13 protein-coding genes are annotated in these 14860 nt (G+C 40.1%); 1 reads left to right on the top strand and 12 read right to left on the bottom strand.

Going from position 1 to position 14860, the window contains the following annotated elements; translation table 11 throughout:
- Positions 1-284 precede the first annotated feature (284 nt).
- The 11 genes from HCK02_RS07515 to HCK02_RS07465 form a co-directional block, all read right to left on the bottom strand.
- The gene (locus HCK02_RS07515) at positions 285-986 is read right to left on the bottom strand and encodes a response regulator transcription factor (RefSeq protein ID WP_167629518.1); all 702 of its coding nucleotides are present in this window, start codon (positions 984-986) and stop codon (positions 285-287) included.
- 2 nt (positions 987-988) lie between these two features.
- Entirely contained in the window at positions 989-2446 is a 1458-nt protein-coding gene (locus HCK02_RS07510) for a sensor histidine kinase (RefSeq protein WP_167629517.1), read from the bottom strand.
- Positions 2447-2504: 58 nt separating this feature from the next.
- Entirely contained in the window at positions 2505-3458 is a 954-nt protein-coding gene (locus tag HCK02_RS07505; RefSeq protein WP_425482867.1) for a DUF4822 domain-containing protein, read from the bottom strand.
- Positions 3459-3555: 97 nt separating this feature from the next.
- Entirely contained in the window at positions 3556-4233 is a 678-nt protein-coding gene (locus HCK02_RS07500; RefSeq protein WP_167629515.1) for a protein with hydrophobic anchor, read from the bottom strand.
- A gap of 3 nt (positions 4234-4236) precedes the next feature.
- Positions 4237-4923: a YjjG family noncanonical pyrimidine nucleotidase gene (locus tag HCK02_RS07495; RefSeq protein ID WP_167629514.1), complete on the bottom strand. Its 687-nt coding sequence runs from the start codon at positions 4921-4923 to the stop codon at positions 4237-4239.
- A gap of 126 nt (positions 4924-5049) precedes the next feature.
- Positions 5050-6708 (bottom strand): peptide ABC transporter substrate-binding protein, encoded by a 1659-nt coding sequence (locus HCK02_RS07490; protein ID WP_167629513.1) that lies wholly within the window; start codon positions 6706-6708, stop codon positions 5050-5052.
- Positions 6709-6905: 197 nt separating this feature from the next.
- Complete coding sequence (locus HCK02_RS07485) at positions 6906-7469, bottom strand: GNAT family N-acetyltransferase (protein WP_167629512.1); 564 nt, start codon at positions 7467-7469, stop codon at positions 6906-6908.
- Between the two features lie 70 nt (positions 7470-7539).
- Positions 7540-9057, bottom strand: coding sequence for a cardiolipin synthase (gene cls / locus HCK02_RS07480; protein WP_167629511.1), 1518 nt, complete (start codon positions 9055-9057; stop codon positions 7540-7542).
- Between the two features lie 638 nt (positions 9058-9695).
- The gene (locus HCK02_RS07475; protein ID WP_167629510.1) at positions 9696-11591 is read right to left on the bottom strand and encodes a PTS fructose transporter subunit IIABC; all 1896 of its coding nucleotides are present in this window, start codon (positions 11589-11591) and stop codon (positions 9696-9698) included.
- Positions 11588-12511 carry a 1-phosphofructokinase gene (gene pfkB / locus HCK02_RS07470; protein ID WP_167629509.1) on the bottom strand — a complete coding sequence of 308 codons (924 nt, stop codon included), beginning with the start codon at positions 12509-12511 and terminating at the stop codon, positions 11588-11590. The genes HCK02_RS07475 and pfkB overlap by 4 nt, the downstream gene beginning before the upstream one ends.
- Positions 12508-13263, bottom strand: coding sequence for a DeoR/GlpR family DNA-binding transcription regulator (locus HCK02_RS07465; protein WP_167629508.1), 756 nt, complete (start codon positions 13261-13263; stop codon positions 12508-12510). Before HCK02_RS07465 ends, pfkB begins: the two co-directional genes overlap by 4 nt.
- A 254-nt stretch (positions 13264-13517) precedes the next feature.
- Here HCK02_RS07465 and HCK02_RS07460 point away from each other — a divergent pair, with 254 nt between their 5' ends.
- Positions 13518-13892: an iron chaperone gene (locus HCK02_RS07460; protein ID WP_167629507.1), complete on the top strand. Its 375-nt coding sequence runs from the start codon at positions 13518-13520 to the stop codon at positions 13890-13892.
- Positions 13893-13968: 76 nt separating this feature from the next.
- Here the strand turns inward: HCK02_RS07460 and HCK02_RS07455 are convergent, their stop codons facing one another.
- Positions 13969-14841: an alpha/beta fold hydrolase gene (locus tag HCK02_RS07455; protein ID WP_167629506.1), complete on the bottom strand. Its 873-nt coding sequence runs from the start codon at positions 14839-14841 to the stop codon at positions 13969-13971.
- Between the last annotated feature and the right edge of the window lie 19 nt (positions 14842-14860).

The following is a 14860-nucleotide window of genomic DNA, read 5'->3' as shown; positions in this document are numbered from 1 at the left end:
ACCGCAAGAAAATTTACGCGTCTGGTGGATACGCTACTACGTAATCACCAACTCTACACGCCCCCAAGGAGCGTGATGGATTCATAACAGACCGTTATGAACGCAATCCTTGAGTTTAACCCGAAAAAATTCGATTTTAGTCGGGTTTAGTTCAGTGCGCTCAAAAATTAGTTTTTCCCTGAAAATAATTTGAAAGTTCAGCTTGACTTATTACCACTAGACTATTCTTTACGACTTTATTTTATACCCCACAAAATGGATTTCAAATCATCCGCTCGCAAAAATCACTCACCATTAAAACGGTAACCCGTCCCCCAAATCGTTTCAATCAGTCGTGGCTTGTTGGAGTCAAACTCAATTTTCTCGCGCAATCGCCGCACATGCACCACAACCGTCGTCGTATCGCTCAGCGCCTCCATTCCCCAAATCAACTCAAATAAATCGTCCTTACTAAAAACTTGATTCGGGTGCTCGATAAAAAACTTTAAAAGATCAAATTCTTTGGTCGTGAAAACAACTTCTTGATCGAGTACGAACACTTTGTGTGCGAGCGTATCGAGCCGAATATGATGCGCGGAAATAAAGTGGGCTTGATTCTTTTCGCCCGCTTCAACGTGAGTTAGGCGCTTGAAGCGCGAAAGATGCGCCTTGACGCGCGCCACAAGTTCGCTCGGACTAAAAGGCTTACTAATATAATCATCCGCTCCGAGCCCCAGTGCACGGATTTTATCAATATCTTCCTTTTTTGCGGAAACCATCAAAATCGGCTGATCCATTTTGGCGCGCAACTGTTCACAAACCTCAAGTCCTGATAATTCAGGCAGCATCACATCTAATAAAATCAAATCGTATTGCCCCGTTAAGCCAAGCTCAAGTCCTGTCTTTCCATCCGTTGCCATCTCAACAGCATAGCCACTGAGTTCCAAATAATCCCGTTCTAGTTCAGCAATCGGCTGATCATCTTCAACAATTAAAATTCGTTCCATCTCTATTCTCCCTCTTCCAGCTTTAACGTAAAAATAATGCTTGTAAATTCTCCTAGTTCGCTTTCCGCCCAAATCTTCCCGCCATGCTCTAAAATGATTTGTCTTGAGATCGCAAGTCCAAGTCCGCTTCCTCCTGTATCCCGGTTACGCGAACCTTCCACGCGGTAAAACCGCTCAAAAATCAAAGCAAGTTTATCCTTCGGAATCCCACTCCCGTGATCTTGAACAGTAATCCAAGCAGCATTTCCTTCGATCTTAGCAGATAAAGTGATGCGCTTATCTTGCTGTAAATACTTACTACTGTTTTGCAACAAGTTATCTAGCACCCGTCGAATTTTTTGTTCATCAAACCGGGCAAGCGCCGCCCCAAGTGCATCCACATCCACAATAAGCTCTATTCCTCGCTCTTCCAAATCCAGCCGATATTCATCCGCAAAATGAACTAGAAATTTACGCAAATTAGCCACTTCAAAGTCAAAAGGCAACTTGTGCAAATCCAGCTTTGAAAACGTAAATAAATCATCAATCAAGTAATTCATATTTTTGGCTTGACTATGAATCATATTCAAATAACTCGCTTGTTTTTCTGGAGTTCGTGCAACTCCATCTCTAAGCCCTTCCACATAGCCCATAATCGAAGTAATCGGCGTCTTTAAATCATGCGAAATGTTCGACAAAAGCTTCTTCCGATTTTCCTCATACTTGCGATTTTCTTGATTGGCCATATTTAAAGCGCTACGCAACTCTTCAAATTCCTTCGCGAGGTCTGCCACTTCACCTTTTGCCTTGTTTGAAATTTCGAGTTTTTCATCAAGCTTGCCACTTTTTAGTTGCTGGACTTTGCGACTCAATTCTTGTAAAGGATTAATGATCGTCTGTCTAAGCGAGCGATTGAGCCAAAGAATCAATAACAAAGCCACGATCAGTATCATCGCACTAAATAAAAACCCCCACTTTTGCAAGAACTCGGAAAGACTATTTTCTTGTTTTAAAATCATAACACTGCCGTTTTCTTGGTCTTTAAAGTGAAAGTCGAATTTCAGATAACGAAACAAATTCCCTTTATTATCAATCGTTCCTTGCGTAAAAATATTATCTGTATCAAAAGTAGGCGCATGCACTTTAAGCGATTTTAAAACGAGCCCTTTCGAATAATAAACGATTTCGTCATCTTTCCGAATCACAATATCAAGATTTTCTCGTTCATATTTCTTAATTTCTGTTTCAATTTCAGGGGACAAAAGAGCATTAGGATCACGCTGCGCAATGCCCCGAAAAGCAATCAACGCTTCTTGTTCATTTTTAGAAATCGTTTTTTGTTGCGTCATCATTTTGTAAAATTTAGCTGGCGTCGCAATTTCTCCATTAATCGCATAAAATACCAGCATAAAAACTGCAAAAATAGCCGCTAACGAAACAAATAAACTGCCTAAAAAAGTCACTAAAAATCGCGTTCGCATCCAAAACTCCTCCTAGAAAAAGAAGAAAAGGCAGAACCTTTTCTTCTTTTCATCTTCATCAAAATGTAAATGCTGGGTTAAACTCGCCTTGATAAGACTCATGTTCGACAAATACTGGAATCGCTTCACCAGCTGCATTTTTTCCTTCTCGTTTATACGTAAAGCGTTCGTTATTCAGTTCAGTAATTTCGAGAACAGCTCCGTATTTATTCGTCCCAATGGAAGCATGAGCACGAATTTTGTTATGACGAAGCACATCAAAGTAACCAAAATCACCTCGCGTTACGCCTGTATTTAAATCGAAGAATTCATATTTATTCGTTTCCGCATCAAACTTCGCTAAACTAATAAAATTTTGATTATATTTTGTCACATCTTTCCCATCTGCGTCAACTACTTTTGTGCCGTTCCATAAAGTTTCTCCTAACAGTTTTGCACCCGACTCATTTCTTACAATTTTCCCGGTTTGCGTAGAAAGCTTTTCAAGTGGTTTTGTAAAATTCAATTTTTGCTCATGATAAGGAATGTGATCCACATAAACCTCTACTGGATTTCCCGCTGCATCTTTCCCCATCCGTTTATAAGTAAATTTTTGTTTCGTAAGTTTCGTAATATCCACAACTGCTTGATAGTTTTTCGTTTCTGAAATCAAAATTCGTTTTGTTCCATCATTCGTTATGAAATAAGTTCCTGAATCGCCACGGCTTTCTCCCGTTTTTTGATCAAAAAATTCATAACGCCCATTCTTTTTATCATATTTTGCAAAACTAATGAGTTCCTGATTTTCTTTCGTTAAATCTTTCCCATTCTTGTCATAAACTTTTGTTCCTTGCCAGTTAGTACTTGCTAAAATTTGATTTTTCCGATCCCCAATAGTTTGGTTAACATGACTTTTCTCTTTGGAAGCTTCCGCCTGTACTTGCTCCCCGTTTGCTGCTCCCATTCCACATCCTGAAATAATCAACCCTGCGCCTAAAATTGCTACCATTAATTTTTTCTTCATTTTTCTCAGCTCCTCTTTCTTTGATAATTTTATTATAGGAGAGAGTTCTAAACTGCCAATAAACGAAATCTTAAATATTTCTTAAATCCACAAAAAAAGCTTGCCCTCACTCGGACAAACTTTTCCGTTTCTTTCGTCGCTTATGAATAATCGTGAAAGTGATCCCTGCAAGTAATAAAACGAGCACACCCGCAAAAATCGCGATATGTAGCACATTTGGAATGCCGACTTCCACAAACATTTTATTTTTCTGATCAAGCGGTACCTTCCAAGTCAGCTTTCCGCCATCCGCTTGATCCGCATTGCTATCACGAACATGCGATATCGGTAAATCGAGCACAAACGTATAATCAATCTGCGCAAGCAATTTCTCTGGAATAGCTAGATCGTCTCCCCCAAAATCTCCGATCAGTTTCGGCACATCAAGATTGGCTTCCACCCGGTAACGATTCATAAAGAAACCGCGCTTTTCCTGAATTTTGACGCCATATTTTGCAAGTTCCTTCTTTGAAATAGCCTGTTCATCCATTTTTTCTACTTTTTTTCGAACTAGAAAATGTGTGTATGACTTTTTTTGAACTGAAAAGCCTTGTTTTTCTAATTTTGCTTGAATATCTTCGCTGACACGTTCAGAAAAAAGACCAGCAAAATCCGATAATTTGATATCAAAAGTAAGCTCAGCCGAACGATCGCGATTCACCTTCACAGTATTTGTTACACTGGCACAGCCAGCTAAAAAAACAACCAATACGAGCCATAAAACAAGAATTCGTCTTCCCTTCATAGCTTAGCCCACAACAATCTTTGGAAGCTGTTCCAATGTTTCAATTTCAAACGTCGGTTTATTCTCGGAGTTATTCACATTTTTATGTGGATTAAACCAACAACTATCAAGTCCCACTAAGTTCGCTCCACGAATATCTGAGCTCAGCGAATCGCCAATAATCAAGCTTTCTTGCAAAGAAAAAGCTGGAATCCGTTCAAAACAGTATTTAAAAAACTCAGGCATCGGCTTTTGAAAACCCGTATCTTCCGAGACAAAAATTCCGCGAAAATACTGGTCCATCCCTGAATCCTTCAAACGCCTGTATTGTGTCTTTGATACTCCATTTGTCACAATATACAAATCAAATTCCCGGTACAAGCTTTCAATTAACGGCTTTGCACCGTCAATCAACTGATGCCCATCTTCTAGAAACTCGCGGTAACGGCTTTCCATCGCTAGCCCATCGACTTGCTTATTAAATTCAGCGAACACGCGTTTGAAGCGAGTATTCAAAACTTCCTCACGAGAAATTTCTCCCAGTTCAAATTGGCGCCACAAACCTGCATTCAAGTCTTTATACACCATTAAAAGCTCTTGATCCGCTTCAATCTTTTCACTTTGAAACAAACGCTTTAAAGCACTATCTTCAGCTGCTTTAAAATCAAGCAACGTATCATCTACATCAAAAAGCAACGTCTTATACCCCATTTTTCAAGACTCCTCTCAATCTCTATCACAACAAATCCTATCATAAAACGCTTGCCTGCGCCATTAAAAGTTTTTCACTGCTAAACAAAAAACTTGCTGGTCAGGTAGGACCAGCAAGTTTATTTCTTATTTCAATTCTATCCATTTATAACTGTAAGGAGCACCGAACAAGTGGTGAACTACCCCAGTTAGATTTGATTTTTGAAGTGCCGCTGTCCCGTTTTGATAAAGTGGGGCAATTCCAGCATCATCAATCAAAAGCTTCTCTGCATCAATCATTGTTTGCCATCTTTCTTCTGGCTTCGTTGCAAGTGACGTTGAAGCTTCATTTAAAAGCTTGTCATATTCTGCATTCGAATAATTTGCTCGGTTATAGTTATTATTTGTAATTTGTGTAGCGAGGAATGTGATCGGATCTTGATAGTCTGGTCCCCAGCGTGTCAGTTCCAGTGTATAATCTGTATCTTCATCGAGTTTTAGACGCGATTTATACGGAACCGTTTTAATCTTCACAGTCAGTCCATCCAAATTCGATTGCAAAGCATTTTGGATAAACTCGCCAGATTTCTTGTTAAAATCTTGGTCATCCACAAGAAGCTCAACCGTAATTTTATCGATTCCTAGCTCTTTTTTCGCTGTTTCCCAATATTTTTTAGCTTGCTTAGCATCTACTTTAACCAAATTTCCACTTTCTTTTCGGAAATCTTCTTTGGTTTCTGGATTAAATGTGAACTTCTTAGGAACATAACCTTCAGCAGGTTTCGAACCATTTCCAAGAACCGTATCCACGAGTTGTTCACGATCTAGCGTAAGTGCAAACGCTTGGCGCGCATTTGGATTAGCAAATAGCGTATCTTTTCCATCTAACTTTTGATTAAATTTCAAATAATAAACGAAAGCTTCCAATTCAGTTTTATAATCTTTGTCATTTTTCTTTTGCTTGGCATAGTCCCCGGTTAACGTTGCGCGATCTAGTTTCCCAGTATCATAAAGATTGACCGCTGTTCCAGGTTCTTTTACCACCTGCACATCAATTTGATCGACCTTCGTTTGCTTTTTGTTCCAATATTTATCATTTTTCTCGAATGTCCACTTTTTACTTGTGTTCGTCCAGTCTTTCATGACAAATGCACCATTATAAATCATATGTTCACTGTCTTTCGCATAGTCTTTCCCTTGTTTTTCCACATATTCTTGTTTTTGTGGGTAAAACGTTGGGAAAGTTAGTAATGAAAGGAAATAAGGCGTCGGTTGCTCAAGAGTGACCTCAAGCGTTTTGTCATCCTTTGCCTTTACACCCAATTCTTCAGGCTTTTTCTTCCCTTCAATAATATCCGTTGCATTCTTCACGACACCATCAAAAATGCTCGCATATTCTGCAGCGGTTTCTGGATTCACAATGGTTTGCCAAGCATAAACAAAATCATTAGCCGTAACAGAGCTACCATCGCTCCACTTCGCATCATCGCGAAGCTTCATCGTATAGATAGTTTGATCTTCATTTACTTCTGGTTCCCCTGCCGCAACACCAGGTGTCACTTGATCTTTTTGATCCAAATAATAAAGCCCTTCAAAAACTTGGTTAATGGCTGTAAAACTAACACCATCTGTACCCTTTTTAGAGTCCATTGAAGGAATCTCAGCGGACTCCATCAATTTCACGATTTTCTTTTCCTTTTTACTTGAGTCATTTTTTGTGCCTGATTCACTGTCTCCTCCGCATGCGGCTAAAACAAAGCTGATAATCATGATGCACGAAATAAGCCAAATACCCTTCTTTCTCATACAAAACGTCCTTTCTTTTGGTTAGTCACACGCGAAATGGCTGTTCACAAAAATCTTAATAGATTTTATAAGCCTAATTTTCAGTGTTTTTTATATATTAGCATATTTACGATAAATAAAAAAGGAGAATTTTCTGTTTTTTTCAAAAGGAAGCTTTAAAAAAAGGAACCGAGGTGATTAAACCGCGGTTCCTGCTCTTAAATTCTTTTTTGCATATGATCGTATAAATGCCCACTTAAAATTATTTCAGAAGTGGCAGCAAAACCTTGACGCTGATAAAGTTTTTTGGCTTTTGGATTTGCCTTATCGCAACTAAGACCGATCAGTCTTTCACCTTCAGCCCGCGCAATTTCCGGCAGCGCTTCAAGTAATTGTGTTCCAATTCCCTTTCCACGAAAACGAGGATCCGTCACAATCGAGTCCAGGTACCATTCACCGGGAAAAGTCTCTTTTTCCGTGAACACAGGAAACGTATAGTTCAGCTTATGCCGTTTTGCGATCACTTGCCAAGGCTCATCGATAACCGGTTCTGCTTCTCCAGGGTACCCCGCTACAACGCCTGCAATTTCACCATTTTCTTCAAAAACGTGCATTCGATTATACCCATAGCGGTAACCTTCGACCGTGATTCCATCTTGAAGTGCAGCTAAAATCGCTTGTTCTGAATCAGCCTCAAGAATCGGAAGCTCCATATCCTTCCAAATGGTAAACAATAATGGAGCAATTTGTTCAGCATCTGCTGGTGTTGCTTTTCGAATCATTTTATACAATCCCCCAAAACTAATTAACGTTAGGTTAATTATAGCATGCTTCAGAAATTCCGTCTACGACTCATAAAATTGGTGAAAGTAAACTAGATAAGTTTTCCTTCATTTTTGTAAACGTAGATTTTTTATCCATATCAGCCATCGTATACAAATGACTTTCTGCAAAATCCTGTTCAAAATCTTGCTGCATTTTAATAATGGCATCATCGCGGTCATATAAAAAGACCATCAGTTCATGATTCAAACGAAAGCTTCTCACGTCAAAGTTCGCCGTTCCAACTGCCCCGCGCTCCCCATCAACCAGTAGCTGTTTGGCATGGATAAAGGAATCATCCCGGTATGCATAAACTTTCGCTCCCGCTTCGATCATGGTTTCAATGTTGCCATTACTGCCATAAAAGGAAATCCCGCGGTCACCTTTTCCAGGTAAAATGATTCTCACATCAATTCCACTCATCGAAACACGTCGAATAACGGCTAGCGCTTCTTCATCGGGTACAAAATAAGGGGAAGTGATCCAAACGGATTCCTTCGCTGAATCCATCAAATCAAGCATTGCATCACGAACCCATTTTTCTTTGTCATAAGGTCCGCCATAAACGACCTGTGCCCAGTTATCGCCTTTTGGTTCAGGTGAAAAATACCTTGCAAGCCCTGCTGCATCCACAAAAGGTTTAGCGGCATCTGCCTTATTTTCCATGTAGACCCAGTCCACTAAAAACGATTCCTGAAGTTCCATAACGGCGGGTCCTTCAATTTTAATGTGAGTATCTCGCCAAACTACAAATTCTTTCGTATTACTTCGGTATTCTTCTCCCACATTCAAGCCACCTGTAAAGCCAACTTGTCCATCGATCACGACCATTTTACGGTGATTTCTAAGATTAGCCGTGCGCGCAATCCAGATTGAGCCAAGAGGATCAAAAGCATGAATTTTAATACCAGCTTTTCGCATAGGTGCTAAAAAGTGGTCGGAAAGTGTGGCAGATCCCCAAGCATCATACATAAATTTCACTTCTACGCCTGCTTGTGCCCGTTCAATTAAAAGATCCCGAATTTCATGTCCGATTTCATCAGACCGGTAAATATAATACTGGATATGGATATGATCTTTTGCTTTGCGCATCGCTTCAAGCAAAGCCGGAAAGGTTTCATCGCCATTTGTGAGTAACGTCAGCGCATTTCCATTAACAGGTTGGATCTGCGTAAGATGCTCGATTCGTTTCGATAAATGTGGTACTTTTTGACCATTCGTATAAGGCTCTAAGCCATGGATCGTATCTGTAATTCGATTCATTTCTTCGATTTGACGATGTTGAAAAACGCGATTTTGTGGATTTCGGCCAAAGAACCAATAAATAATCACACCAAATACAGGTAAAATAAAAATAGCCGCAATCCAAGCGATTTTTGATGACGTTACACGCCTGTCAAAGAAAAGTAGCCGAATTGCAATGACCATCCCGCTAAGCTCAACGACAAGCCCTGCGCTATAAAGAATGATGGATGACCATTGTTTTAAAACGAATCCAATAATCAGGATCAGCCCGATCAGAATCACTAACTGAAATCTTTTTTTCATTTTCCTTCCTCTTTTCCCAAGTTTCGTCTCCTATTGTATGTAAATTTCGCTCAAGATTCAATCTAAAACATTATCCCCGGAAAATTTTCACATAATAAGACACATTAAATTTAAAGATACCGTTAAATTGGCAAAAGGAAAACTCAAAAACGAATTTTTTAAAATGGGAATATTGGATTGTTGCTCACAAAAAAACTCAGGTGGACCTCCACCTGAGTTTTTGGAAGTTTTATTCAGATAGTTGTCCGCCTTAAACAGGTAAGTTTACACCTGTTACGAGCTAGACTACTCTTGCTTCGTCTTCATCTGATCTGCCACGTTGCATGAAACAAATGCCGCTTCCTGCTGCTGTGATTAAACCAATTTTATTATTCCTTAATATCCCCATGGTGTAAACCCTTTCATCGATATAGTTCAATTACGACATAAATTAGCATCAATTTCATCCTTTGTTCAAATTTTTTAATAATTTATTTTCAACAAAAAAACCTGATAGATTAAGATTTATAAACATTTCAAGATAACTTAATCGCATTAGTTACATTAGTTCTAATTAACTATAACCTTTTTCACGAAAATATTGGGTCAACAACAAAAAACCTATCCGGCGCGCCGGATAGGTTTTCCACTACATCATATTACGCATTTTCGCGTGGCTTTTTCCAAAGCCCGTAAATGAGACCTGAAATGATCATACCGATCAAAATAGCGGCTAAAAACATCAGCGGTTTATTTGCAAGGAATGAAACAAAAATCCCGCCATGAGGCGCCGGCACATTTACGGCCCAAATTTGAGTCAAGGCCCCGGCAATCGCTGAACCAATGACCGAAGAAGTGATCACACGGAGCGGGTCAGCTGCGGCAAATGGAATCGCGCCTTCTGTGATAAAAGCTAGCCCGAGAACATAGTTTGTAATCCCCGATTGTCTTTCTTGTTCAGTAAATTTATTTTTGAAGAACGTTGTCGCAAGTGCAATCGCAAGCGGTGGAACCATCCCACCAGCCATAACTGCTGCCATAAACGCGCCATCACCAGTCGAAGTAAATACGCCGATCGCAAACGTATAAGCCGCTTTATTAAACGGACCACCCATATCGATCGCCATCATTCCACCAAGCACAAGCCCAAGAATAGCGGCATTAGCAGTTCCAAGACCTTCTAGCTGCGTCGTTAAGAAGGTGTTAATGACTTTGAAAATTGGATTTACGATAAAGTACATCAAAGCCCCAGAAATCAAAAGACCAAAAACAGGATAAAGCAGAATCGGTTTCAGCCCGTCAAGCGAACGAGGCAAGAAACGGAACAAACGCTTCAAACCAACAACTACATAACCGGCTAGAAAACCGGCGGCAAGACCGCCGAGGAAACCTGCACCTGAATTAAGTGCCATCAAACCGCCAACCATACCAGGCATAAGTCCCGGACGATCCGCAATACTGCTTGCAATAAAACCAGCAAGAATCGGGATCAAGAATAGGAAGGCCCCAGTCTCTCCTCCAGAAATCGTTGAAAGCATGTTGAAAACTGGACTTTTTGGATAAAATTGCTCAAGCAAGAACGAAATCGCCATAAGAATCCCGCCGCCAACTACAAATGGCAACATGTGCGAAATCCCGTTCATCAAATCCTTATAAATTTTGCTTCCAACAGAAACTTTTTCGCTTTCTTCGTCGCTTTGCTCCGCATTTGGATCCGCATGGTAAACAGGTGCTTCTTGTTGCAATGCCCGATTGATCAATTCTTCCGGCTTACGGATCCCATCACTAACGGGCGTTTCTAAAACATGTTTCCCATCAAAGCGAGCCATCTCAACTTTCTTATCCGCCGCCACAATTACCCCAGAAGCGCGTTCGATATCTTCATTTGTCAAACGATGTTTAATACCTTCCGAGCCGTTTGTCTCAACTTTAATTTGCACGCCCATTTCCTTGGCTTTCGCTTTCAAAGCATCCTCTGCCATGTACGTGTGCGCAATCCCAGTTGGACAAGCTGTAACCGCAACAACGAAAGGCTCACCTGTCGCTTTTGCTTCTGCTGGCTTTTCTGACTCAGCTTCCGCTTGTTCGGCTTGTTCCGATTTCGCTTGTTCTGCATCAAAAAGTTGAATCACTTCATCGGGTGTTTGTGCATTTTTCAAGCTAGTCACAAAATCCGGATGTACAAGTAGGCGAGATAAAGCAGCGAGTGTTTCAAGGTGTGTTTCATTTGCTCCATCCGTTGCAGCAATCATGAAAAACAAGTGAGCAGGTGCCCCGTCAAGCGATTCATAGTCAAGACCCGCATCGCTTTTAGCAAATACAACAGTCGGCGTATTCACCGCTTTTGTTTTCGCATGCGGCATCGCAATCCCGTCGCCTATCCCAGTTGAGCTCTGCGCTTCACGTTTCATAATTTGTTCTTTAAATAAAACCGGATCATTTATCTTGCCATGCGCTTCAAGCGAGGCAATCATTTCATCAATTGCGCCTTCTTTTGTTGTCGCTTTTAAAGACATGATCATAACATCTTTACTGAGTAAGTCCGTAATTTTCATTTCGAATCCTCCAATTTTACGATTTCCACTTGCGGTAAGATCTCTTCAATTCGTTTTGCTTCTGCGAGATCAGTTGAAAAAGCCGTCGCCGTCCCCGTTGCAACACCAAGGCGGAAAGCTTCAACAGCATCACCAGTCTGGTGGAATTTTCCAACAAAGCCAGCAATCATTGAATCCCCAGCTCCAACTGAATTTTTCACTTTTCCTTTAATCGGTTTCGCAAAATAAACAGCATCATCTGAAAAAAGCAACGCGCCGTCACCCGCCATCGAGACAATCACATGTTTTGCCCCCAATTCCAAGCACTTCTTACCATAAGGGATTAAATCTTCCTTTGTCTCAAATTTCACATGAAACAACTCAGCCAGTTCATGATGATTTGGTTTAATCAAAATCGGTTTTTTCGGAAGTGCAGCAAGAAGCTCTTCCCCGGTCGTATCAATCATGAAATCAGCTTTTTTTGCCTGACAAAATTCAATAATTTTATCGTAAAAGTTTTTCCCAAGCGAAGGTGGCACACTTCCCGACAAAATCACGATATCGCCCGCACCAATCTCAGCAAGCGTTTCAAAAAAGTGTTTTTGTTCACTTTCTGTCACAACAGGACCAAGTCCATTAATTTCAGTTTCTTCCCCGGATTTTAGCTTAATATTAATGCGCGTATCGTCAGCTACCGGCGCAAAATTGGTTTTCACACCTTCTTTTTTCAGCCAATCCGCAATAAAACCACCTGTAAAACCGCCGAGAAAGCCACTCGCTTTTGAGTCGATCCGAAGCTGTCCAAGCACACGTGAAACATTAATGCCTTTCCCACCAGGAAGCTTATGGTCTTCCTTCATTCGATTTAATGCACCAATTGAAAAGTTATCTACTTCGACAATGTAATCAATCGAAGGGTTAAGGGTTACTGTATAAATCATTTTTCTACCTCGATTATCTTGGTTTTTTGGATAAAGGTTTTCCGGTTCTGATTTTCCGGTAAAAAGTCTGTTATAATCACAGCTTGTTCGAGTTCAAACATTTTTGCGAAATTGGCTTCACTAAACTTAGAATGATCCGCCAGTACAAAAGATTGTTCTGCTAGTTGAACTGCAGCTCGCTTCAAAAAGGCTTCTTCTGGATCAGGCGTCATAAAGCCGCTTCGTTCGTGGATGGCATTCGTTCCCATGAAAACTTTATCGAAGTGATAATTTTGAATGTTATCAAGTGCAACCGCACCAATTACTGCTTTTGTATGAGCTTTCATTTTTCCGCCTAGCAAATAGCTATCAATTTGAAGCTGAACGAGCTTTTCAATATGCACCAAGCCATTCGTGACAACGGTTACTTTCTTGTCCTTCAAAAAAGGAATCATCTCGATCGTCGTTGAGCCAGCATCCAAATAAATAAAATCATTCATTTCCACTTGCTCAGCCGCGTATGCAGCAATTTCACGTTTACTTTGAATGTTTTTGAAGGATTTTTCATTCATACTTGGTTCCAAATTGTGTTGTTTCACAAGTTTAGCCCCGCCATGAACGCGTTCCAGTAAGCCATCCTCTTCAAGTTCAATCAAATCCCGCCGAATCGTCGACTCTGAACAATTCAATCTTTCCACCAAATCCGTTAGTTTCACAACGCCAAACTGCTCTAAAGTGCCAAGAATTCGTTCCTTCCGTTCCGCATTTAACATTTCCATTGCCTCCATCCATTTGTAGTTTACCATCATATTCATTCAAAAACAATCATTTTATTTCATTTTCGTTCTTTTTTATTCATTTTCTTTCTTATTTTAACATAAAGGTAGCCACGAGGCATGGTGTTTCAAGTCAAGTTCAGTGAGATATGCTTTCTTTTCCTCCTGCCGACTGTGTTTTTTCTGGTGTTTTTTTGAAGCGCTTGGTAGACTACTATTAAGCAATTTTTTTGAGTTGAGGAGGATGAAAAATGGAAACATTAACGGAATACTTGGACACGCTTGAAATGCCTGAGCAACGCGAACGAATGGTGGAGATTTTTGACTGGGTCAAAGATACTTTTCCGAGTCTCGTTCCAGTCATCAAATGGAATCAACCCATGTTCACGGATCACGGTACTTTTATCATTGGTTTCAGCACTTCTAAAAAGCATATCGCGGTGGCACCTGAAGTGAAAACGATGAAGGAATTTGTAGAAAAAATAGCAGATGCTGGTTACAGCGCAACCTCAAACTTATTTCGAATCACTTGGAAACAACCAACTAATTTTGATTTACTAAAAGAAATCATTGAATTTAATGTGAATGATAAACAGGATTATACAAAATTTTGGCGAGAAGCTTGATTTAATAAAAGAAGTGAGGCTGGTTATCAAGCAACCAGCCTCACTTCTTTATAAAAATTGTGCAAAACAGTCTAAATCAATGACCTAACTGAGACTTCAACCATTTTTTTAGCAGAGGCAAAACCACTTTTGGCTGCATTGCTTTTGTGTGATTCATTTTTGAGCCTTTTAAAATTTCAATGTTCCAGCCTTGTTTTTCTAAGTTTGATTTATTTTTTTGCAAAGCCCCAACGATATCCACGGTGACATTCCCAAATTTTTCACCATAAACGATCGTATCCTGTTCGCCAGCAAAGCCTAGCCGAGGAATCTTTGATCGCAATGAAATGGTTTTATCTTCAAAGTTTTCTAATGCTTCGTAGAGCTTCAAAAATTGTTGAGTTTGCTTGGGATCAATCTTAACTTGAATGTTTTCCCAATCTATTTCCTCATGAGAAATCGCTTCTTGCTCCTGAACAAGGAATTCATTTTGACTAGCTAAAGCTTGTTCATAAGTTTTTCTCGTTACAATAAGCATTTCCTTATAGGGTCCATCTACTGGAGGGAAGCCACCCATAATCAAACTTTCTAATCGATCTGTTCGAATATCTAACTGGAGACCAGCCAGAGCTAACCAAGAATAGCCATAATAACTAAATGTTCGAATCTTCATTTGGTCAGCGATGGTTAATAAGTCTTTCGTGATAGAATCAGGAGAAAAATCCTTTGGCTGAGGATGCCGGAAGCGATGTCCTTCATAATCAAAATAAAGGATTTGAAAGTCATCACTTAATCCTTCTACGAAATGTTTTCCAAAATGTGGATCCATTCCCCAATGTTTTAAACTCTCAGCTTCCTCCCCGTAAACAGAAGGCTTTGCGACCGGTAGCATGATCACTTTCTTGTTCGGATCTCCCACCAAACCAACAAGTATTTTTGTCCCATCCACTAGCTGTATTTTCTTTTCCAAATAATCACTCCTTATTCGC

This window comes from Listeria valentina, from assembly GCF_011800755.1.
Taxonomy (GTDB): Bacteria; Bacillota; Bacilli; order Lactobacillales; family Listeriaceae; genus Listeria; species Listeria valentina.
This window is presented reverse-complemented; position numbering and strand designations above follow the sequence as displayed.